Source organism: Pseudomonas sp. P4_C4 (assembly GCF_056402055.1).
Genome location: NZ_JBFUID010000034.1, coordinates 104555 through 127691 on the forward strand (window position 1 = coordinate 104555; position 23137 = coordinate 127691).

The following is a 23137-nucleotide window of genomic DNA, read 5'->3' on the forward strand; positions in this document are numbered from 1 at the left end:
CACTTGGCCTTCATCTCTCTTGTCAGTCGGTGTCGCAATGATGCAACCTTGCCGCAGGCAACAGTCAAGAGGGCGAGAGCCCAGCGCGTTCAGCATATTCGAAGCGAGTTTCCCTCCATGAAAAGCCAACCCGATGCCGCCAGCCGTATGGTGGCCGAGGTAGTGACGCAGTTGCCTGTGCCCTCGCGGCTCGGCATGCTGCGTTTCGAACGGCTTAATGAACCCAGCTGGGCGCTGCTGTTTCTTGATCCCAATTGCGAACGCCAGTTCGGCCTGCCGGCCGTGGAGCTGTGTGCGCTGGTGGGCTCGCCCTACGCCAGCCTGATGGAGCCGCAAGCGCGCTATCAACTGCACGACGCGGTCCAGCAACAGCTGACTGAAAGCACGCATTACCTGATCCGCTACACCCTGCACACCGCCTCAGGCTCCCTGAATCTGCTGGAACTGGGCGAAGCCTACAAACAACACAACCGCCACCTGTTGCGCGGCTATCTGCTGGTCATCGACGGCCTGTTCGAGGATGACCCGCTGCAACCGGCCCTGGATCTGGAAACCCAGAACTCGCGCCTGCAAATCGCCCTGGAACTCAATCAGCGTGCCCAGCAGGAGCAACTGCTACATCTGGACCGGGTGCGTGCCCAGCAGGACCTGATCCTGCTGCTGACCCGGCAACGCTACAGCAGCAACAATTCCCTGCAAGAAGCTGCCGAACTGATCACCCGCAGCGCCTGCGACATTTACGAAATCGACTGCGCCAGCCTGTGGCACCTCGAAGGCTCGATGCTGGTGCCGATCTCGGCCTACCACCGCACGAACCAGGAATACCTGCTGCCGCAACCGATCGACGTCAGCGTGTTCCCCGATTACCTCGACGCCTTGCACACCGGCCGCGCCATCGACGCCCATAACGCCATGCGCGACCCGCGTACCCGGGAGATGGCCGAGAGCCTGCGCCCGCGCGACGTTAACGCAATGCTCGACGCCAGTATCCGCGTCGATGGCCAAGTGGTCGGCGTGCTGTGCCTGGAGCAGACCGGTGCGACCCGTGCCTGGCAACAGGACGAAATCGCTTTTGCTGGCGAACTGGCGGACCAGTTTGCCCAGGTCATCAGTAACCACAATCGTCGAACCGCCACCAGCGCCCTGCACTTGTTTCAGCGTGCGGTCGAGCAAAGTGCCAACGCCTTTCTGCTGGTCAACTGCGACGGCGTGGTGGAATACGTCAACCCGAGCTTCACCGCGATCACCCAATATTCCACCGAAGAAGTGCACGGTCAGCGCCTGTCGGAACTGCCGGCCCTGGAGAACCTCAGTGAACTGCTGTTCGACGCACCTTCGGCGTTGGCCAAGAGCAACAGTTGGCAAGGCGAATTCAAGAGTCGCCGGAAAAACCTCGAACCCTACTGGGGCCAGTTGTCGATCTCCAAGGTTTACGGCGACAACCGCGAGCTGACCCACTACATCGGCATATACGAAGACATCACCCAGACCAAGCTTGCTCAGCAACGCATCGAGCGCCTGGCCTACACCGACAACCTGACAAACCTCGGCAACCGCCCGGCGTTCATCCGCAACCTCGATGAACGCTTTGCCCGGGACAGCGATGCGCCGATCAGCCTGTTGCTGGTGGACATCGACAACTTCAAGCGGATCAACGACAGCCTCGGCCACCAGACCGGCGACAAACTGCTGATCAGCCTCGCCCGGCGCCTGCGCAACAGCCTGGTTCCGAGCGGCAGCCTGGCGCGATTCGCCAGTAATGAATTCGCCGTGCTGCTGGACAACACTGACCTGTCGACGGGCCAGCAAGTGGCCAACCAATTGCTGGCGACCCTCGACAAACCGATGTTCGTCGACAACCAGTTGATCAGCGTCACCGGCTCCGTGGGCCTGGCCTGCGCGCCGCTGCACGGGCGCGACCCGCAAACCCTGATGCGCAATGCCGGGTTGGCGCTGCACAAGGCCAAGGCCAACGGCAAACACCAGGTGCAAGTGTTCACCGAAGCGCTCAACGCCGAGGCCAGCTACAAGCTGTTCGTCGAGAACAACCTGCGCCGAGCCCTGACCCAGAACGAGCTCGACGTGTTCTATCAGCCCAAGCTGTGCCTGCGCAGCGGTCGCCTGCTGGGCATGGAAGCACTGCTGCGCTGGGACCATCCGGAAAAGGGCATGATCCGCCCGGATCAGTTCATCAGCGTCGCCGAAGAAACCGGACTGATCATTCCGATCGGCAAATGGATCGCCCGCCAGGCATGCCGCATGAGCAAAGCGCTGACCGCCGCCGGCCTGGGCAACCTGCAAGTGGCGATCAACCTGTCGCCCAAGCAGTTTTCCGATCCGGACCTGGTGGCCTCCATTGCCAACATCCTCAAGGAAGAAGCCCTCCCCGCTCATTTGCTGGAGCTGGAGCTGACCGAAGGCCTGCTGCTGGAAGCCACCGAAGACACCCACTTGCAACTCGACCAACTCAAGCGCCTGGGCCTGACCCTGGCCATGGACGACTTCGGCACCGGTTACTCGTCGCTCAGTTACTTGAAAAAATTCCCCATCGACATCATCAAGATCGACCGAAGCTTCATCCACGAAATCCCGGACAACCAGGACGACATGGAAATCACCTCCGCGGTGATCGCCATGGCGCACAACCTGAAACTCAAGGTCGTGGCTGAAGGCATCGAAACCGCCGAACAGTTGTCGTTCCTGCGCCGTCACCGCTGCGACGTCGGCCAGGGCTACCTGTTCGATCGTCCGATCCCGGGCAATGAGCTGATCGAAAAGCTCAAGCGCTACCCGCGTGGTCCAATCGCCTGACAGACACAGAACCTGCTCGCGAAGGGCCATCGAAATCGCTACAAAATCCATTCCTTACCACTTTCCTTGAGCTGCATCAAAAGACCGATTCGTTAGGCACCTTACCATTGGACATCGAACATTTTTAACGTCCTCTGGAGCCCTCATGAACAAGTCCATGCTCAGCGCTTCGCTGGTTGCCTTCGCGCTCGCAGCCCCGCTCGCCCAAGCCCACGAGGCCGGTGACATCATCCTTCGGGCGGGCGCCATCACCGTTAACCCGAAAGCCGACAGTTCCAGCGTGAAGGTCGATCAGGGTCCGCTGGCCGGTACCAACCTGGGCGGCAAGGCGACCATGGACAGCGACACGCAGCTGGGCCTGAACTTCGCCTACATGCTCACCAACAATTGGGGGATCGAACTGCTTGCCGCCACTCCGTTCGAGCATGACGTGAATCTCAAAGGTACCGCCCTGCCTGCTGCCAACGGCAAACTCGGTTCCCTGAAACACCTGCCGCCAACCCTGAGCGTGGTCTACTACCCGCTGGATTCGAAGTCGGCCTTCCAGCCCTATGTCGGCGGTGGCATCAACTACACCTGGATCTACGACGAAAGCCTCAGCAGCGAAGCCAAGTCCGCCGGTTTCAGTAACTTCAATGCGAAGAACTCCTGGGGTCTGGCCTGGCAGGTCGGTGCCGACTACATGCTGACCGACCATGTCATGCTCAACGCCCAGGTGCGCTACATCGACATCGATACCCGCGCCACAGTGGAAAACAACGCCATTGCCCCGGGCACCCGCGCCAAGGTCAACATCGACGTCGATCCGTTTGTGTACATGGTTGGCCTGGGTTACAAGTTCTAAGCGACATCGCTGGAAGAATGTTCACGTGGTGGTGAACCAGGCCGTTGTGGCGAGGGAGCTTGCTCCCTCGCCACAGGAATTTGTNNCTGTAAAAAGGCGCCTTTTTCACGTCCGCAGGGCAGCGATTTATCGCCCCAGCAACCGCGCCAGCCCCACACGCATCGGTGTCTGCTCTGTGGTAGTGAAGCGCTCCAACAGACGCTGGTTGTTCGCCCGGGAGTGACGAATGTCACCGGAGCGCGCCGGGCCGTAGCTCACCGGAGGCAACTTGCCGACCACGGCTTCCAGCGCTTCGAGCATTTGCTTGAGGGTCGTCGCCTGGTTCCAGCCGACGTTGACCGCACCGACTTCGACCTGAGGTTTCTCGATGGCCTGCACCAGCAAGTCGACCAGGTCTTCGACGTAGACAAAATCCCGGGTCTGCTCGCCATCGCCGAACACGGTGATCGGCAAGCCCTTTAGTGCGCGCTCGCTGAAAATACTGATCACCCCGGAGTACGGCGAGGACGGATCCTGGCGCGGGCCGAAGATGTTGAAGAAGCGGAAAATCACCGGCTCCAGCCCATGCAGGCGGCGGTAGAAATCGAAGTAATGCTCGCTGGCCAGTTTGTCCACCGCATAAGGCGTCAACGGCGCCTTGGGCGTGTCTTCGTCGATCGACTCACCTTCGCCATTGTTGCCATACACCGCCGCGCTGGAGGCAAACAGCACGCGCTTGACCCCGGTCTGGCGCATGGCTTCGCAGACGTTCAGCGTGCCGATGAAGTTGCTCTGGTGCGTACGCACCGGATCGTCCACCGAGGCCTGCACCGAAGCCACGGCCGCGAGGTGCGCCACGGCGCTGCATCCAGCCATCGCCTGGGCAACCAAAGCCGCATCGGCCACGTCGCCGACGATCAGTTCGACCCTGGGATTATCCAGCGGCAGATTGCTGCGCTTGCCGGTGGACAGGTCATCGAGAATCCGCACTGCATGGCCCTTGACAAGCAGGGCGTCAGTCAGGTGTGAACCAATGAAACCGGCACCACCGGTGATCAAAACGGGACCGTCAGCCATGGCGATAGAACCTGTCCAGTAGGCCGGGAAGCGCCGCACGCCAGGCGCGCGGCTTGATCCCGAAGGTGTGCAGAATTTTCTTGCAGGCCAATACCGCGTGTTGCGGTTCTTCGGCAGCATCCGGACGCGCGGCGTGAGCCTGAGCGGTCGGGGCCTCAATGGCCAGCGGATGCAGGCTGCGGGCTTCGGTCAGAATCGCCTGTCCCAGCGCCAGCGGCGTGGTCGCCTCATGCCCGGCGTAGTGGTAGGTGCCCCACAGCGGCGCGGCGCAATCGAGTTGCTTGAGCACAGAAATGATCACCCGGGCAGCATCGTCGACCGGCGTCGGATTGCCGCGTCGGTCGTCGGCCATCAGCAGTTCTTCGGGTTGTTCGGCACGGGCGAGGAAGCGGCCAAGGGTGCCATCCGGACTGTCGTCCAGCAGCCAGCCGAAACGCAACAGCACGTGTTGCGGGCAGGTGGCGCGAACGCTTTGTTCGATCCGCCACAACGCCTGACCGCGCAAGCCCAGTGGAACGGGTTCGTCTTTTTCGCTGTAGGCCGTGGCACGGGAGCCGTCGAACACTCGATAGCTCGAAGGTTGCAGTAGAACGATGTTGTGGTGCTGGCACAGTTCCGCCAGACGCTCGATCGCACGCTCCTGGCCGGCCAGACGCTGTTCGCTCACTGCCTCCGCCTGAAACCAGTCGAAGTAGTAGGCAAGGTTGATCAATGCATCGGGACGGGTGTCGTCGAGCAGTTGTGTCAGGCTCGCGGCATCCCAGCCGTCTTCGGGCGGGCGGGGGGCGAGGAAACCGATGTCTTCCTCCGCACCGAGGCGAATCAGCGCCTGCCCAAGGGCATTTCCGCCGCCCAGTAACATAAGGCGCATTCGCATAGAGTCAGCAGGCCCAGTCTGATTGAAACAATGGCGTTATCGACACCGCACCCAGGCGATGTCGTTGGTAATTGCCGGAATCGTTGCATTTTGCGGGTTTAGTGCGCAACCGTCACCCGTAAAGTGTAGATGTCTGACTTTTGCGGTGCCTGGACTGGCCTCATCGCGAGCAAGCTCGCTCCCACATTGGATTTATGTGAACCGAAGATCCACTGTAGGAGCGAGCCTGCTCGCGATGAGGCCCTGGAAGGCGGTGAAGATCTTGAGTGGTACTTGCATCTTCGGCCACCCACCCGCATAACTTGCTGCATGAACCTGCCCATTCCTGCAGACAGTGCCCTGAGCGGCTTTCATCCCGCAGTCAGCGCCTGGTTCAGTCACACATTCGCAGCGGTCACCGCCGCCCAGGCCCGGGCGTGGCCGTCGATCCGCCAGCGCCGTTCGACCCTGGTCGCCGCGCCCACCGGCTCCGGCAAGACCCTCACCGCCTTTCTCGCCGTCATCGACGACCTGGTGCACCGCGGCCTGGAAAGCCCCGAAGGCTTGCCCGACGCCACCCTGGTGGTCTACGTCTCGCCGCTCAAGGCGCTGTCCAACGACATCCAGATCAACCTGCAAAACCCGCTGGCCGGCATTACCGAACAGTTGCGCGTGATGGGTCTGCCCGAATTGCAGATCACCACCGCCGTGCGCACCGGCGACACACCGCAAAAAGACCGCTCGGCGATGCGCAAGACGGCGCCGCATATTCTGGTGACCACGCCGGAGTCCCTGTACGTGCTGCTCGGTTCCGATTCCGGTCGGCAGATGCTTGGCACGACACAAACGGTGATCATCGACGAGATCCACGCCATGGCCGCCAGCAAACGCGGCAGTCATCTGACCCTGAGCCTCGAACGCCTGCAAGCACTCTGCCCTGAGCCGTTGCTGCGCATCGGTCTGTCTGCCACGCAAAAACCCGTCGAAGCCGTCTCGCGCTTCCTGGTGGGTCGCGACCGCCCGTGCGAGATCGTCGACATCGGCCACGCCCGCCCCCGCGATCTGGATATCGAAGTGCCGCCCGTGCCGCTATCGGCGGTGATGGCCAACGATGTCTGGGAATTGGTGTACGACCGCCTCGCCGCCCTCGCCCGGGAACACCGGACCACGCTGATTTTCGTCAACACCCGGCGCCTGGCCGAACGCCTCAGCCGGCACCTGAGCGAGCGCCTGGGCAAGGCTGCCGTGGCGGCCCACCACGGCAGCCTGGCCAAGGAGTTTCGCCTGGACGCCGAGCAGCGACTCAAGCGCGGCGACCTGCAGGTGCTGATCGCCACGGCGTCGCTGGAACTGGGGATCGACATCGGCGAAGTCGACCTGGTGTGCCAGATCGCCTCGCCGCGTTCGATTGCCGGGTTTCTGCAGCGGGTCGGCCGTTCAGGGCACCAGGTCGGCGGCACGCCCAAGGGCCGCTTGTTCGCCACCACCCGCGACGACCTGATCGAATGCGCCGCGCTGCTCGACTGCGTGCGCCGGGGCGAACTGGATACCTTGCTGATCCCGCAAGCGCCGCTGGACGTGCTGGCGCAACAGATCATCGCCGAGGTCAGTTGCCAGGAATGGCCGGAGCAAGCGCTACTGGAGATGCTGCGGCGTGCCTCGCCCTACACCGGGCTCGACGACAAACACTACCAGGCGCTGCTGCACATGCTCGCCGAGGGCTACAACGGGCGTCAGGGCGTCCGCAGTGCCTACCTGCACCGCGACGCCGTGAGCCGCACCCTGCGCGGTCGCCGTGGCGCAAAACTGACAGCGGTGACCAGTGGCGGGACCATTCCGGACAACGCCGACTACAGCGTGCTGCTGGAGCCTCAAGGGCTGAACATCGGCAGCGTCAACGAAGACTTCGCGGTGGAAAGCATCGCCGGGGATGTCTTCCAGTTGGGCAATACGTCCTATCGGATCCTGCGCGTGGAAACCGGCAAGGTACGGGTCGAGGATGCCCAAGGCCAGCCGCCGACCATTCCGTTCTGGCTCGGTGAAGCACCGGGGCGCAGCGCCGAATTGTCCGCGGCGGTGGCGCGCTTGCAGGCACAACTCGACGACCTGCTGGGGGCTGCGCCAGGCAACTTGCAGCCAGCGCTCGACTGGCTGACCGAGACCTTGGGCTTGAACCTCGCCAGCGCTGATCAACTGGTGGACTACCTGGCCCGTGCGCGACAGGCGTTGGGGGCCCTGCCATCCCAAGACACGCTACTGATGGAACGTTTTTTCGACGAGTCCGGCGGCACGCAACTGGTCATTCACACGCCGTTCGGCAGCCGCATCAACCGCGCCTGGGGCCTGGCCCTGCGCAAGCGTTTCTGTCGCACCTTCAACTTCGAATTGCAGGCCGCCGCCAGCGAAGACGCCATCGTGCTGTCGCTGTCCACCAGCCACAGTTTTGAACTGGACGACGTCTGGCGTTACATGCACAGCAACAGTGCCGAACACATCCTGATCCAGGCCGTGCTCGACGCGCCGCTGTTCGGTGTGCGCTGGCGCTGGAACGCCGGGGTGGCCCTGGCGCTGCCGCGCTACAGCGGCGGGCGCAAAGTCCCGCCGCAGATCCAGCGAATGAAAAGCGAAGACCTGATCGCCAGCGTGTTTCCCGACCAGATCGCCTGCGTGGAAAACCTCGCCGGCGAACGGGAGATTCCCGACCATCCGCTGGTGGAGCAAACCCTCGACGATTGCCTGCACGAAGCCATGGACACTGAAGGTTGGCTGGCACTGTTGCGGCGCATGGAACGCGGCGACATTCGCCTGATCAGCCGCGATTTGCCGGCGCCTTCGCCACTGGCGGCGGAGATTCTCAGCGCCCGGCCCTATACCTTTCTCGACGATGCGCCACTGGAAGAACGCCGCACCCAAGCCGTACTCAACCGCCGCTGGAGCGACCCGCAATCCACCGACGATCTCGGCGCGCTGGACGCCGAGGCGATTGCCGCCGTGCGCGACGAAGCCTGGCCGACGCCCTCCGGTATCGATGAAATGCACGAGGCCTTGATGAGCCTGGCGTGCATCACCGATGCCGAGGCCGACGCCAATCCGCAGTGGCTCGACTGGCTCACGACCCTGGCCGACAGTGGACGCGCAAGCCGTTTGCAGATCAACGCCGGGCAATCACTGTGGCTGGCGCTGGAGCGCCTGACCTGCCTGCGGGCAATTTATCCACAGGCCGAATTGACGCCATCGCTGCAAGTGCTGCCGGACTTCGACGAGGCCTGGGAACCCGACGACGCCATCCTCGAACTGATCCGCGCGCGGCTCAGCACCTTCGGGCCGCTGGCGCTCAATCGTATTGCCGAACCGCTGGGCTTGCCCGCTACACAGGTCAACCAGGCCCTGGCGCAACTGGAACGCGAAGGCTACGTGCTGCGCGGCCGCTTCACCCCGGGCACCGCTCAGGAGGAATGGTGCGAGCGGCATTTGCTGGCCCGGATTCACCGTTATACGGTCAAGCGCCTGCGCCGGGAAATCGAACCGGTGGCGTTGCAGGATTTCATGCGGTTTCTGTTCGACTGGCAGTATCTGTCGAGCGCAAGCCAGGGCCAGGGTGCGGCGGTATTGCCGGCCGTCGTTGCGCAGTTCGAAGGCTACCCCGCCGCCGCTTCAGCCTGGGACAGCGACATCCTGCCGGCGCGGATCAAGGACTACTCGGCGACCTGGCTCGATGATCTGTGCCGCAGCGGCAGACTGGTGTGGACGCGCCTGACTGCGCACAACAAAAGCGCCAGCACCGCCCTGCGCAGCACGCCGATCGTGTTGCTGCCGCGCAACCGGGTCGGACTCTGGAGCGGCTTGACCGAACAGACGCCGGTCAGCGAACTGTCGCCGAAAACGCAAAAGGTCCACGCCGCCCTCAGCCAGCATGGCGCGCTGTTTTTCGATGAGCTGATCCATGAGGCCCACCTGCTGCGTTCGGAGCTGGAGATCGCCCTGCAGGAACTGGTGGGCGCGGGGTTGGTGAATGCCGACAGCTTCGCCGGATTGCGCGCACTGATCACCCCGGTCAGCAAGCGCCAGCCGCGCAACAGTCGGCGTGGGCGCGGGGCATTTATCGGTGGCATGGACGACGCCGGGCGCTGGGCCCTGTTGCGACGCGAACCTGCCGCGCCGGTGGTGGAAAACCAGCGGACGCCTGCCGAAACCCTTGAACACATCGCCATGACCTTGCTGCGCCGCTACGGTGTGGTGTTCTGGCGCTTGCTGGAACGTGAGGCGGACTGGTTGCCGAGCTGGCGCGAACTGCTGCGTACTTTCCATCGCCTGGAGGCTCGCGGCGAGATTCGCGGCGGGCGGTTTGTCAACGGCCTGGCGGGCGAGCAATTCGCCCTGCCCGAGGCGATCCCCTTGTTGCGGGAAGTACGACGTCGACCCCATGACGGCAGCCTGGTCGCAGTGTGCGGGGTCGATCCGCTGAACCTCGCCGGCACGCTATTGCCCGGCGCGAAAGTCCCGGCACTGGCGAGCAATCGGCTGGTGTATCGCGACGGGTTGCCGGTCGCTGCCGAGATTGCTGGCAAGCAGCAGTTTTGGGGGGAGCTGGATCAGCAGACTGGCGCTGAGGTGCGCAGCAAGCTGATCCGGCACTGAAGCTGTCTGCTCTGCCCCCATCGCGAGCAAGCTCGCTCCCACAGTTGATCTGGGCAAGGGCACAGATTGATGTGCCAACACAAAACCCTGTGGGAGCGAGCTTGCTCGCGATGGGGCCATTACAGCCGCCAAAAACCTCCCGGGCGACTTACTGAGAACGCGGCCGATCCGGCATCAACACAGCAGCATGCTCTGGTTCGATCTCCGGCGGCGCTTCGACCGGATGCCTCGGCACCAGCGCCCGCTGTGGATAAGTCTGCGCGAAGTTCACCCACGGGCAGTTATCCACAAGCTTTTTCAAACGCTGGTTGAAGGCGCGGCTCACCGCATATTGGCCACCGGACACCGTGCGGAATTGTGCGGTCAGCACCACACCGTTGAGGTCCATCTTGTCGACGCCAAACACGTCCAGCGGTCCTTGCAGGTTGTAGCGCAGGAATGGGTCGTTGCTGATGGAATGCCCGGCCTCGCGGATCAGTTCAATGGCCTTGTCGACATCAGTGTCGTAGGTGAATTGCACCGAGAAAAACGCATAGGCGAATTGCCGCGATTGGTTGGTCACGGCCTTGATCTGCCCGAACGGCACCGAGTGCACGAAGCCTTTGCCGTCGCGCAAGCGCAAGGTGCGGATGGTCAGACCTTCGACCGTGCCGGCATGTCCGGAATCGAGCACCACCCAGTCGCCGATGGACAGGGTATCTTCGATGATGATGAACAGCCCGGTAATCACGTCCTGCACCAGTTGTTGGGAACCGAAACCGATCGCCAGGCCGATCACCCCGGCACCGGCCAGGAAAGGCGCGACGTTGATTCCCAGGTTGGCCATGGTGGTGATCGCGCAAATCACCACCAGGATGATTTTGATCGCGTTGCGCAGCAGCGGCAGGATGGTTTTCACCCGCGTACTCGGCTGGCGCGCCGAACGCTTGTTGGTCGGTGGCTTCAGGGCTTCCTGAATCGCCGTGTCGAGTACCACCCAGACCATCCAGGTCACCAGCAGGATCAGGCCGATGTGGCTCAGGGAATCACTGATCGCCCGGCCCACGGCATTGCTCACCGCGAATTCGAACAGCGACACGCCCCAGACCCGTCCGAGGATATCGATGAACACGATGGCCATGCCGATGCGCAGCAAGGCGTGGGACAGATTGAGAAAGCGTTCCTTGTAGGCGCTGCTGCGGCGCAGGTCCGCTTCGCTGCGGGCCTTGAACAAATGGTGCAGCGTGGTGCTGAGAAACACCGTGGCAATCAGCAACACCGTGGTGAACAAGGCGCTGCGCAGCACTCTCTGGTTGTCCGCCCCGGCGCCGATCAGGTTGATGATCGAAACCAGTACCATCAACAGAATCGGCCAATACCAGAGCCCGGAAAATATCCGCAGGGTTTCACGCAACGCCGGCTGCCTGAGGCGCTGGGCCAGCGGCAAAATACGGATCACATGGGCGACCGGGCGACGCATGCGGATCACCAGCAAGCCGAAGGAAACCGACGCTGCCAACCCGGTGAACACGGCGATGCTGCTGGTGAGATTGTTGCCCAGTTGATGGGCGATCTGCGGGCTGGTCAGGGCATCGCTCAATGCCACCAGAAAGCCGATACCGAATAACGGCCGGGGACTCTTCTCGCGAATGATCTGCACCGCCCGCCGCTTGTGGCCGGCATTGAACACCACCACCAGCGACAGCACCAATGACGCGGCAAATATCCCCGCGCTAGCGGCATAAGCCAGACACAGCGCCAGCACCCGACCCGCCGATATCGGCAAAAACTGGCTGGCATAAATCGTCAGGGGCAGGCTGACCACCGCCGGAAGGGTGTAGGGCAGCACGTAACCGAGCAACGCCTGGCCCCGTTCACGACTGAGCAGCAGACGATGCTCGCACAGGCGCCTGGCGGCAATCCGCCCAAGCAGCCAAAGACAGGCAAACACCACCGTCCACACGCAGGTCAGCAGCAGGAAATCGCCGGCGACGCTCCAGGGCGAACGCGCCGATGGCTGATTGACCAACTGATCCACTTCATCGGCCGCGAGATCGGCACGCAGGCGCCAGGCGTCGACCAGGTTCTCGTTGAGATCGAGTTTGGTCTGGACCTCGTCGATGCTTGTACTGATGGCCCCCAGTAATCCGCCTTGCACCAAGGGTTCGGGGTGCGCCAGCGGCGTCGCGGCGGCCGGCAGCCCCGGTATCGCGGCGGCTTCCAGTTGCTCGCTGCCCAGAAACAGCAACGCTCCCAGCAGTATCGCGGTCTTGAGCCTGATCAAAGCACCCACTCCTTTGGCTGTGTCTGTAAGGAACTGATCGAGAAATGCCGGGCAAGTTCGGATATTGCCCGCAGATAGCAGGACCGCGATATTTGATCTGCACGCAAATATCAAATGCCCATCCCTGTATTTTTCTGAACGAGCCAAGTCCCGACACTGCGCTCCATCGAATCAACCTCCGAAGTTGCAGCCATGCCCATTGCCCTGCTCGCGCTGACCCTCAGCGCCTTTGCCATCGGGACGACCGAGTTCGTCATCGTTGGCCTGTTACCCACCATTGGCGCCGACCTCGGCGTCAGCCTGCCGTCCGCCGGCCTGCTGGTCAGCCTGTATGCCCTGGGCGTTGCCGTCGGCGCCCCGGTGCTGACCGCCCTCACTGGCAAGGTTCCACGCAAATTGCTGCTGTTGTCGCTGATGGTGCTGTTCACCCTCGGCAACCTGCTGGCCTGGCAAGCACCGGGCTACGAGTCGTTGATCCTCGCCCGGATCGTCACCGGCCTGGCCCACGGGGTGTTTTTCTCGATCGGTTCGACCATCGCCACCAGTCTAGTGCCGAAGGAAAAAGCCGCCAGCGCGATCGCCATCATGTTCACCGGCCTGACCGTGGCGCTGGTCACCGGCGTGCCGCTGGGGACATTCATCGGCCAGCATTTCGGCTGGCGTGAAACCTTCCTCGCCGTTTCGGCACTGGGCGTGATCGCCTTCATCGGCAGCCTGCTCTACGTACCGAACACTATCGCCCACACCAAACCCGCGTCGTTGTTGCAGCAATTGCAGGTGCTCAAGCAACCGCGCCTGTTGCTGGTGTATGCCATGACAGCCGTCGGCTACGGCGGTTCGTTCATCGCCTTTACCTTCCTCGCGCCGATTCTTCAGGACCTCTCCGGCTTCAGCGCCAGCACCGTCAGCCTGGTGTTGCTGGTCTACGGCATCTCCGTGGCCGTCGGCAACATCTGGGGCGGCAAACTGGCGGACCAGCGCGGCCCGATCAGCGCCCTGAAAATCATCTTCGCCCTGCTCGCCGCCGTGCTGTTCGTGTTGACCTTCACGGCCGGCAATCCTTGGCTGGCGCTGGCTACCGTGCTGGTGTGGGGCGCCGTGGCATTTGGCAATGTGCCGGGGTTGCAGGTGTATGTGGTACGTCAGGCTGAGCATCACACCCCGCAGGCGGTGGACGTGGCATCCGGCCTGAACATCGCGGCATTCAACCTCGGCATTGCCGGTGGCGCGTGGGGCGGTGGCCTGATCGTCGCCCACATGGGGTTGATTCACACCGCGTGGATCGGCGGTCTGGTGGTGTTGCTGGCGCTGGCATTGACCGCGTGGAGTGGACGTCTTGATCGCCTCGGCCCGGTCTATGCCGAACCGGCAGAAGGGACGACCCGGATAGTTGCTGGTCACTGAGGGACCCGGTGGGAGCAACTGTCTTCACCATGCCACTCGTCACCGCCATTCGGTACCGTCCGTAGTCCCATCGAAACTTTCGCCGCCGCCCCAGAGTCATCCAAGGACAGGAGCCGTCAGGCGGGAGGCGACATGACAGCGAATCACACCGATATTCCCGCACACTCAAACGCAACCGACATGCGGGTACAGGGTTCGTCCGTCACTTGTCGTTTCACGGTACTGACGGTCAACACCCATAAAGGTTTCACCGCGCTCAACCGGCGCTTCATCCTGCCGGAACTGCGTGAAGCGGTGCGCAGTGTGTCTGCCGATGTGGTGTTTTTGCAGGAAGTCCACGGCACCCACGAACAGCATCCCCGGCGCTACACCAACTGGCCGGCGATGCCGCAATACGAATTCCTTGCCGACAGCCTGTGGCCGCAGTTCGCCTATGGCCGCAATGCGGTGTATCCGGCGGGCGATCACGGCAATGCGCTGTTGTCGAAGTTCCAGATCATCCGCCACGACAACCTCGACGTATCCATCAGCGGCCACGAGAACCGCGGGCTCTTGCATTGCGTGTTGCGTTTGCCCGGCGACGGCCAGGAGGTGCATGCCATTTGCGTTCATCTGGGGCTGCGCGAAACCCATCGCACCGCGCAACTGAAGCTGCTCACCCAGCGCCTGGACGCCCTGCCCGGCGACGCCCCGGTGATTGTCGCCGGGGACTTCAACGACTGGCGCCAGCGCGCCGATGCGTTTCTCAAGCCCAGCGGTCTGCATGAAGTCTTCGCCGCGCTGCATGGCAAACCGGCGCGCAGTTTCCCCGCGCGCTTGCCGGCATTGCGCCTGGACCGCATCTACGTGCGCAACCTCAAGGCCAGCCATCCGCAAGTGCTGACCACCCGGCCCTGGTCGCATCTTTCCGACCACGCCCCGCTGTCGGTGGAAATCGAGCTATGAGCAGCCAATCGATGGAAAAAAACACGCTGGCAGACATTCCCGCCCCATCGATCCGCGAGCCGACAGCGGTCGATGTCGAATACGGCTGGCAAGGCAGCAATCGCGTCGAGTTGCTGGAAAACGGCGAGGCGTACTTTCCCCGGGTATTTGAAGCCTTGCGCCGGGCGCAAAGTGAAATCCTGCTGGAAACCTTCATCCTGTTCGAGGACAAGGTTGGCAATGAGCTGCAACAGATCCTGATCGAAGCCGCTCAGCGCGGCGTACGCACCACCGTCAGCCTCGACGGCTTTGGCTGCGGTGAGCTGAGTACCGGGTTCCTCACCGCACTGACCGCGGCCGGGGTGCAACTGCAAATATTCGACCCGGCACCGAAGCGCCTGGGCATCCGCACCAACTGGTTCCGGCGCCTGCACCGCAAGATTGTGGTGGTGGATGGCACCGTCGCGTTCGTCGGCGGGATCAACTTTTCCGCCGATCATCTGGTCGACTTCGGCCCCGAGGCCAAACAGGATTATTCGGTAGAAATTGAGGGTCCGGCAGTGGCCGATATCCATCACTTCGCCCTGCTGCAATGCGGTCGCCCGGTGCACGCCAAATACTGGTGGCAACGCCGTCGGCTGCGGCGTTCGGAACTCGCCTTCAGCGATCACGACGGCCAGGTGCGGCTGGTGTACCGCGACAACGGTGAACACCCGACCGACATCGAGGAGGTTTACCGCCTGGTGTTGCGCCAGGCGCAGCGTCGAGTGGTGATCGCCAACGCCTACTTCTTTCCCGGTTTCCGCTTGCTGCGCGAGATCCGCAACGCGGCCCGCCGAGGCGTGGATGTGCGGCTGATCCTGCAGGGCCAGCCAGACATGCGGGTGGCCAGGCTCGCCGCGCGCATGACCTATGACTACCTGCTCAAGTCCGGGGTGAAGATCTACGAATATTGCGACCGCCCGCTGCACGGCAAGGTCGCCTTGGTGGACGAGGACTGGAGCACCGTTGGCTCCAGCAACCTCGACCCGTTGAGCCTGTCGATGAATCTGGAAGCCAACGTGCTGATCCGCGACCAGGCCTTCAATCGTCATCTGTTCGATCGCCTGGAAGACCTCAGCGATAACCATTGCAAGGCCATGTCTCCCGACATCGCGCCACGCGGGCGTGTCTGGCACATGACCATCGGTTTTCTGGTGTTTCACTTCCTGCGGCATTTCCCGGCATGGGCCGGTTGGTTGCCGGCGCATAAACCTCGCCTGAAACCCTTCCACCCGCCAACCGGAAGCGCTGACCATGAACCGCGCTGAGACCCACCCGGCCTCTCAGGGCAAAAGCTCCGGCAAGTCCCATTGGCGTCGCTGGAAACGACCGCTGACGATGCTGTTTTTCCTGATGCTGATCGTGCTGTTCACGACGCTCGCCCAGCGCATCGAGTGGAACGAAGTGTTCGATAACCTGGCCGATTTCAAGGTGCGCACGTTGATCATTGCTTCGGGGCTGACCCTGGTGAGTTTTCTGGTGTACGCCTGCTTCGACCTGATTGGTCGCACCTACATCCGCCAGAACCTGACCTGGAAGCAGATCCTGCCCGTGGGGATCATCAGCTACGCCTTCAACCTGAATCTGAGCGCATGGGTCGGCGGCATCGCCATGCGTTACCGGTTGTATTCGCGGCTCGGGGTGAGCAAGAGCAACATCGCGAAAATCCTTGGCCTGAGCCTGGCGACCAACTGGTTCGGCTACATGATAATTGCCGGCGCCGTGTTCAGCAGCGGGCTGGTGCACATGCCACCGGGCTGGAAACTCAGCAGTAGTGCGCTGCAAGGTGTGGGGGGGTTGTTATTGCTGCTGAGCGCCGGGTACCTGGCGGCGTGCCGGTTTGCCAAACGTCGGGAGTGGGCGACTCGCGGCGTGGAAATTGATCTGCCGTCGCTGCGCATGGCGGTGCTGCAACTGACCCTCGGGGCTCTGAACTGGTCGCTGATGGCGGCGGTGATTTTCACCTTGCTGCCGAGCAAACTGGACTATCCATTGGTACTTGGCGTGTTGTTGATCAGCGCCATCGCCGGAGTCATTACCCACATCCCGGCCGGGCTCGGCGTGCTCGAGGCGGTGTTCGTGGCGCTGCTGCAACACGAGGTTTCACGGGGCAGCCTGGTGGCGGGACTGCTGGCCTATCGGGCGATTTATTTCATTTTGCCGCTGTTGATTACCGTGGTGATGTATTTGCTGGTGGAGGCCAAGGCCAAGGCGTTGCGGATCGAGAAAAAACCCAAGTGACGGGGTGGTTGTGAGGACGCTATCGCGAGCAGGCTCGCTCCCACATTGGATCTCGGGAGTTCCACAAAAACTGTATTCACCACTGAACTACTGTGGGAGCGAGCCTGCTCGCGATTGGTAGCAAGATCACCGCAAATTTCAAGATGATTGAATAATGCTCAACCGCTCCCCCACCACCATCTCGGTAATCCAGCCGACGAGGATCGAGGTGTAGGCCTGCTGCGAAACCGGGTCGCTCAGCGCATGGTCGGCACCGTCGATGATGCGGTGAGTCAGCGAGTGCGTCTGCTGACAGGCTGCCCGATAGCTCATGATCGTCGCGTGGGGCACGTATTCGTCGGTCTCGGACTGCACCAGAAGCACGTCCCCGGTGAATTGCGAGCAAGCATGCAAGGCACGGTTGCTGTCGGCACGCACCAGGATGCCTCGGTAATCACGCAGATCCAGTTTGTCCAGATCGCGTTTCGGCGTGTGCCATTGCTCGTCGCGATACAACGCCGGCACCCGTAGCGCCAGCCAGCGCACCGGCCTGAGCGAGGTCAGAATCGAGGCCAGATACCCCCCGTAACTGGTGCCGACCACCGCAATCGCCGACGTATCGAGAGCCGGGTGCGCGAGCAATCGGTCATAGGCTGCCAGCAGGTCGCGCAGGTTGTCTTCGCGGGTCACCCGGGACAATGGAATGCCGGTGCCGCTGGTGTGCCCGCGCAGGTCGAAGGTCAGGCAGACACAGCCCAACCCGGCGATGCCTTTGGCGCGCTCCAGGTCCCGCTCCTGACTGCCGCCCCAACCGTGCACGAAGAGCACGCCGGGGACCTTCGATTTGGGGCTCAGGAAGGTCCCACTCATCTGTTCGTCGTCGATGTCGATCTGAATGGATTCGCTTCTAGCCGTCATAGGATTTGACCGTCACGTACTTGAGGAGAAAGTCACTGGTCTGCGCCCGCCCGCGGTACACCTCGATGGCGTCCGCCGGCAGCGGCTGATCGCTGTAGGTTTCCACCGAAGACACACGAATCGCACACATCCCCGGATCGTTGACGAAACGCTGCAAGGCCGCCACCTCGGCACTGCTGGCACCGCCAATGCGCCAGGACTGTTCGAGCACACCACTGCGCCGTTTGCCGTCGCTATCGATGCCCTGAGCGATGTCGTAGTTGCGCCGTGACGCGTAGAAACGCGGATAGGCTTCATCCGCAGCGCTGTCGAACACCTGCGCTTGCTTGATAGCCACCCGCACATCATCGGCCAGGTCCAGCTTCAGTAAATCGACGTAGCTGCCCTGCACCACCAACAGGTTCGAGCCGCCATACACCTCTTCGCCCCTTGCGTCCTTGGTCAAGTATTGTTCACCGCAGTAACTCAGCACCTTGTCGCCGATGAAACTCTGACCGACGCTGTGGGTGATCACTTGATCCAGGTCCTGCTCCAACACCACACCTTCCGTGAACAGCGTTTTGGCTTCGGGCCGGGCGAGGATTTCGTCGAACCGGTCGAGGCTGTCGATCACTTCCTGACCCCGCCCGGCGCAGGCGTGAATCGGCTTGAGGCGGATCGGGCCGGTATAGAGCAGATGCTTCGCCGCTGGCCGTGCATCCTCCAGCGAGAACACGCTGAGACCGTCGAGCACGACACTGCGCACCCGCTCGGAAAACAATGGTGTCCAGCCTTGCGGTGCATGGGCGTGGTGGTTGAGCAATCCATGACTGATGGCTTTGGTGCACATGAAGTCGTGGTCGACATAACCGCCCCAAAAATCCTCCGGCCCCTTGACCCCTAGTTGCCGGGCAGCCGCAGCGCCCACCAGGGTCTGGGTCGGCAACAGGTAGAGGTCCCGTCCGTCATGCAACTGCGGGTCGTAGCTGCCGCCGTACTTGAGCCCCAGTATCTGCGCCAGCCAGCGGGCCAGTGCACGGTTGGTTTCAACTTCGTGCACTGGCGCGTCGGCGAGCACCGAATGGGCGACCACCAGTTTCCTGCGGTTTGTTGGGGTCATGCATCCCCCTTCAATCGACGCTTGATGAATGTATCTGAAGGGGTGCAGAGATCAGGCCAAGGCCCGGTGCGGGAAAAGGGGTTTTAAATCAGCCCGTTGCGCAAAAAGTGATGGCATGGGGCCTGTTTTATTCTGCACGACGCCCTTTGATATTCCGGCATTTTGCACGACTCTCTGTGGGAGCGAGCCTGCTCCGGGCGGCGTTCCGACGATCAGGCCAACACCATCAACATTGATGTAGCCTGACACACCGCGTTCGCGGGCAAGCCCGCTCCTACAGGTTATTGGCAGTACAGCGACTACCGCACAGCAGCACCCGGCGTCACACCAAACCTCGACCGATAATCACTCGGCACCAGCCCGGTGATTTTCTTGAATGTCGCACGAAACGCCCCGGGGTCCTGATAACCGACGGTCCAGGCGATGTGGTCGATGGTGCCGTTGGTGAACTCAAGCATTTCCCGGGCCTTGCCGACTCGCAGATGCTGGCAGTATTCGGTGGGTTTGAGCCCGGTGGCCGCGCGGAAGCGTCGCAGGAAGGTGCGCTCTTCCAGGCCTGCCTTTTCGGCCATCGCCGCCAGCGACACATCGGTTGCCCCGGTACTTTGCAGCCAGTGTTGCACCTTGAGGATCGCCGCATCGCCATGGCTGAGAATCGGCGCAAAATTACTGCCGCACTCGCTGGCGCTGTCGCAGTGCTCCACCACCAGAAAACGTGCGGTATTGGTGGCAATGCTCGGTCCCAGCAACCGGTTGACCAGCCGCAAACCCAGTTCGGACCAGGCCATCAGCCCAGCGGTGGTAATCAGATCGCCATCATCGACAATCGGTGTGTCGGCCTTGAGCCTGATCGCCGGGTAACGTTCGGCGAAGGCTTTGGCCGAGGTCCAGTGGGTGGTGGCGCTACGACCGTCGAGCAGACCGCTTTCAGCCAACAGGATAGAGCCCACGCAAACACCGCCCAGTGTCGCGCCGCTGGCATGTTGCTCACGCAACCAGCGGATCAATCCCTGTGGCGCCTGGCCTTCGGAAAAACCGCCGATCGATGGCGGAATCAACACGGCCACCAGGGTGCGCTCCGGGCCGGGATGGCTGTCGAAGACCCGAACTGGCGGCTGATCACCCTCGACCTGCCAATGGCTGACCCGCAGCAGCGGCAACTGCGCAGACTGATGCTCGGTGGCGATCCGGTTGGCCACCCCGAACAGGTCGGTCAAGCCATGCACCGCCGCCATCTGCGCGCCGGGATAGATCAACACACCGAGCTCGGCGATTGCCCTTTCTGCATCCATTGTCAGTTTTCCCCCTCTTATTGTCGGTGCGGCCAATCCCCGGACCGCCTGCCAGCGCCAATACTTCATTCCACACCCAACACACACTTCGAGGAAACAGTCATGGCCAAGCAAGCGCTCATCGTAGTCGATATCCAGAACGACTACTTCCCCCAAGGAAAATGGCCACTGGTCGGCGCCGACGCCGCCGCCGACAACGCCGCACGCCTGATCAAGACCTTCCGCGACGCCGGTGATTCTGTGGTGCACATCCGCCACGAATTCACCTCCGAAGAGGCACCGTTTTTCACCCCGAACTCCGAAGGCGCCAAGCTGCACCCGAAAGTGCTCAACCGTGCCGACGAACCGCTGGTGCTCAAGCACTTCGTCAACTCGTTCCGCGAAACCGGGCTGAAATCGATCCTCGATGAGCAAGACATCAAGGAGCTGGTGGTCGTGGGCAGCATGAGCCACATGTGTGTGGACGCCATCACCCGTGCGGCGGCGGACTTTGGCTATAAGGTGACAGTGATCCACGACGCCTGCGCCACCCGCGACCTGGAATTCAATGGCGTGGCGGTTCCGGCGGCGCAGGTTCATGCGGCGTTCATGGCGGCCCTGGCGTTTGCGTATGCCAGTGTGGTGTCGACCAACGAGTTCCTCGCGGCCTGAGTCTTCAAATAAATTTCACCGCCCATAAAAAAACCCGCACTTCAGACCGAAGTGCGGGTTTTGTTTTGTCAGCTTGCCGCTTGTAGCTGTTTTAGAACGGGATATCGTCATCAAAGCTGTCGAAATCCGGGGCCGGCTGAGGAGCAGCCTGCTGTGGAGCCGGGCGCGACTGTTGCGGCGCCGACTGCTGTGGACGCGGAGCCTGCTGGCGCGGAGCGGGTTGCTGGTAGTTGTTACCGCCGCCCTGGCCTTGCTGGTCGCCCTGTGGACGGCCGCCCAGCAGTTGCATGGTGCCTTGCATGTCGACCACGATTTCGGTGGTGTAACGCTTGATACCGTCTTTTTCCCACTCGCGGGTCTGCAGCTTGCCTTCGATGTACACCTGCGAACCTTTACGCAGGTATTCGCCAGCGATTTCCGCAACTTTGCCGAACATCGACACACGGTGCCATTCGGTCTTTTCGACTTTCTGACCGGTTTGCTTGTCGGTCCACTGTTCGCTGGTCGCCAGACTCAGGTTGGTCACGGCGTTACCGTTAGGCAAGTAGCGAACTTCGGGATCCTGGCCGCAAGTGCCGACCAATATGACTTTGTTAACCCCACGGGCCATAACGTTCTCCTAGGCTACGCACGCTGCCCCGGCCGGGTTGTTCACCAGGCACTCAAGGGTGGTGCGATCCAATAGTTCGGTGTCCAGTTTGATGTAAATCGCCGCCTCTTCTGCGACGATGACTGCATCTGTTACCCCTACGACCGCCTTCAGGCGCTCGACCAGACCCGCTTCGCGGATCGCCTCGGGCGACAACGGCAAGCGCAGGCTCGTGACGTAGGGAGGTTCGCGCATGGTAACAGCAAAGGCCAGCCAGAGGGCAGCCAGACCGGCGCATCCGAGGAACACAACCGACAGACCGCCATGCTGGAACAGCCAGCCGCCAAGAATGCCGCCCAATGCCGACCCGAGGAACTGGCTGGTGGAATAAACCCCCATCGCAGTGCCCTTGCCGCCGGCCGGTGAAACCTTGCTGATCAGCGATGGCAACGAAGCTTCCAGCAGATTGAACGCGGTGAAGAACACCACCGTACCGATCACCAGAGCCCGCAAGCTGTCGCCGAACTGCCAGAAGAATAGCTCAGTGAGCATCAGCGTCACGACGGAGCCGAGTAAAACTCGTTTCATTTTGCGTTTCTTCTCGCCGTAGATAATGAACGGGATCATGGCGAAGAAAGAAATCAGCAGCGCGGTCAGGTACACCCACCAGTGCTGCTCTTTGGGCAGCCCGGCTTTCTCGACCAGCGCCAGTGGCAAGGCGACGAAGCTGGACATCAACATCGCGTGCAACACAAAAATGCCCAGGTCCAGGCGCAGCAGGTCCGGATGCTTGAGGGTCGGGATCAGCGCCTGGCGCGCGACACCGGACTCACGGTGCTGCAACGGGCCAGTGGAGCGCGGCACCATGAACATCACGATCACGATGCCGAATAGCGCCATACCGCCGGTGGCAAGGAACAATCCGGACAACCCGAAGGCGCGGGTCAGCAGCGGGCCGACCACCATGGCCACCGCAAACGACAGGCCGATGGTCATGCCGATCATGGCCATGGCCTTGGTCCGGTGCTGCTCGCGGGTCAGGTCCGACAGCAAGGCCATGACCGCCGCGGAAATCGCCCCGGCGCCCTGCAGGATTCGGCCGGCGATCACGCCCCAGATCGAGTCGGCATTGGCTGCCAGCAGACTGCCGAGGGCAAAGACGATCAGGCCCAGGTAAATCACCGGGCGGCGACCGATGCGGTCGGAAATGAAACCGAACGGAATCTGGAACACTGCCTGGGTCAGGCCATAAGCGCCAATCGCCAGACCGATCAGGGCCGGCGTGGCTCCGGCCAGATCCATCCCATAGGTCGCCAGTACCGGCAACACCATGAACATGCCAAGCATACGGAAGGCGAACACCAGGGCCAGACCGCTTGCTGCGCGGGTCTCGCTGCCACTCATGCGCTCGCTGTGGGGATCGTGCATGGAAAAACCTCATGTGAACCGGCGGCGATTCTACCAGTCCCATCGATTGGCAGGGTATATCGCGACGCTTTGACGCGCATTGCTGACACACTCTTCATGTAA

At 62.1% G+C, this 23137-nt stretch carries 16 protein-coding genes; 8 read left to right on the plus strand and 8 right to left on the minus strand.

All coding sequences use genetic code 11. The features are described from left to right. The first annotated feature begins 117 nt into the window (after positions 1–117). Both AC1DXW_RS18380 and AC1DXW_RS18385 read left to right on the plus strand, forming a co-directional pair. Positions 118–2811, plus strand: coding sequence for a sensor domain-containing phosphodiesterase (locus AC1DXW_RS18380; RefSeq protein ID WP_477753633.1), 2694 nt, complete (start codon positions 118–120; stop codon positions 2809–2811). A 145-nt stretch (positions 2812–2956) separates the two neighbouring features. Further along, positions 2957–3655, plus strand: a complete 699-nt coding sequence (locus AC1DXW_RS18385) for an OmpW/AlkL family protein (protein ID WP_477753634.1) — start codon at positions 2957–2959, stop codon at positions 3653–3655. 126 nt (positions 3656–3781) lie between these two features. Here the strand turns inward: AC1DXW_RS18385 and AC1DXW_RS18390 are convergent, their stop codons facing one another. Both AC1DXW_RS18390 and AC1DXW_RS18395 read right to left on the minus strand, forming a co-directional pair. After that, the gene (locus AC1DXW_RS18390) at positions 3782–4711 is read right to left on the minus strand and encodes an NAD-dependent epimerase/dehydratase family protein (RefSeq protein ID WP_477753635.1); all 930 of its coding nucleotides are present in this window, start codon (positions 4709–4711) and stop codon (positions 3782–3784) included. Next, complete coding sequence (locus AC1DXW_RS18395; protein ID WP_223461694.1) at positions 4704–5588, minus strand: sugar nucleotide-binding protein; 885 nt, start codon at positions 5586–5588, stop codon at positions 4704–4706. The genes AC1DXW_RS18390 and AC1DXW_RS18395 overlap by 8 nt, the downstream gene beginning before the upstream one ends. Before the next feature lie 309 nt (positions 5589–5897). Between AC1DXW_RS18395 and AC1DXW_RS18400 the strand changes: the two genes are divergently transcribed. Beyond that, positions 5898–10205, plus strand: a complete 4308-nt coding sequence (locus AC1DXW_RS18400; RefSeq protein ID WP_477753637.1) for a DEAD/DEAH box helicase — start codon at positions 5898–5900, stop codon at positions 10203–10205. A 148-nt stretch (positions 10206–10353) separates the two neighbouring features. Here AC1DXW_RS18400 and AC1DXW_RS18405 read toward each other — a convergent pair whose 3' ends face one another. Continuing rightward, the gene (locus AC1DXW_RS18405) at positions 10354–12468 is read right to left on the minus strand and encodes a mechanosensitive ion channel family protein (protein WP_477753638.1); all 2115 of its coding nucleotides are present in this window, start codon (positions 12466–12468) and stop codon (positions 10354–10356) included. Positions 12469–12660: 192 nt separating this feature from the next. Between AC1DXW_RS18405 and AC1DXW_RS18410 the strand changes: the two genes are divergently transcribed. The 4 genes from AC1DXW_RS18410 (at position 12661) to AC1DXW_RS18425 (ending at position 17079) form a co-directional block, all read left to right on the plus strand. Then, a complete protein-coding gene (locus AC1DXW_RS18410) occupies positions 12661–13872 on the plus strand; it encodes an MFS transporter (RefSeq protein ID WP_477753639.1) in 1212 nt (403 codons plus the stop codon). Between the two features lie 180 nt (positions 13873–14052). Then, a complete protein-coding gene (locus AC1DXW_RS18415) occupies positions 14053–14817 on the plus strand; it encodes an endonuclease/exonuclease/phosphatase family protein (RefSeq protein ID WP_477753643.1) in 765 nt (254 codons plus the stop codon). Beyond that, positions 14814–16106 (plus strand): cardiolipin synthase ClsB, encoded by a 1293-nt coding sequence (gene clsB, locus AC1DXW_RS18420; protein ID WP_477753640.1) that lies wholly within the window; start codon positions 14814–14816, stop codon positions 16104–16106. The genes AC1DXW_RS18415 and clsB overlap by 4 nt, the downstream gene beginning before the upstream one ends. After that, positions 16093–17079: a lysylphosphatidylglycerol synthase domain-containing protein gene (locus tag AC1DXW_RS18425; RefSeq protein WP_477753641.1), complete on the plus strand. Its 987-nt coding sequence runs from the start codon at positions 16093–16095 to the stop codon at positions 17077–17079. Before clsB ends, AC1DXW_RS18425 begins: the two co-directional genes overlap by 14 nt. A gap of 138 nt (positions 17080–17217) precedes the next feature. Here the strand turns inward: AC1DXW_RS18425 and AC1DXW_RS18430 are convergent, their stop codons facing one another. From AC1DXW_RS18430 to AC1DXW_RS18440, 3 genes are all read right to left on the minus strand, one after another. Beyond that, complete coding sequence (locus AC1DXW_RS18430) at positions 17218–17976, minus strand: alpha/beta hydrolase family protein (protein ID WP_477760295.1); 759 nt, start codon at positions 17974–17976, stop codon at positions 17218–17220. Then, positions 17966–19075, minus strand: a complete 1110-nt coding sequence (locus AC1DXW_RS18435) for a DUF3182 family protein (protein WP_477760296.1) — start codon at positions 19073–19075, stop codon at positions 17966–17968. Before AC1DXW_RS18435 ends, AC1DXW_RS18430 begins: the two co-directional genes overlap by 11 nt. A gap of 299 nt (positions 19076–19374) precedes the next feature. Continuing rightward, positions 19375–20367, minus strand: a complete 993-nt coding sequence (locus AC1DXW_RS18440) for a GlxA family transcriptional regulator (protein WP_477756195.1) — start codon at positions 20365–20367, stop codon at positions 19375–19377. A gap of 102 nt (positions 20368–20469) precedes the next feature. On the opposite strand from AC1DXW_RS18440, the gene AC1DXW_RS18445 reads away from it, so the two are divergent. Further along, positions 20470–21018, plus strand: a complete 549-nt coding sequence (locus tag AC1DXW_RS18445; protein ID WP_477756196.1) for a cysteine hydrolase family protein — start codon at positions 20470–20472, stop codon at positions 21016–21018. A gap of 91 nt (positions 21019–21109) precedes the next feature. Here the strand turns inward: AC1DXW_RS18445 and AC1DXW_RS18450 are convergent, their stop codons facing one another. Both AC1DXW_RS18450 and AC1DXW_RS18455 read right to left on the minus strand, forming a co-directional pair. Continuing rightward, positions 21110–21628, minus strand: coding sequence for a single-stranded DNA-binding protein (locus tag AC1DXW_RS18450; RefSeq protein WP_347909392.1), 519 nt, complete (start codon positions 21626–21628; stop codon positions 21110–21112). A gap of 9 nt (positions 21629–21637) precedes the next feature. Then, positions 21638–23035, minus strand: a complete 1398-nt coding sequence (locus tag AC1DXW_RS18455; protein ID WP_477760297.1) for an MFS transporter — start codon at positions 23033–23035, stop codon at positions 21638–21640. Positions 23036–23137 lie beyond the last annotated feature (102 nt).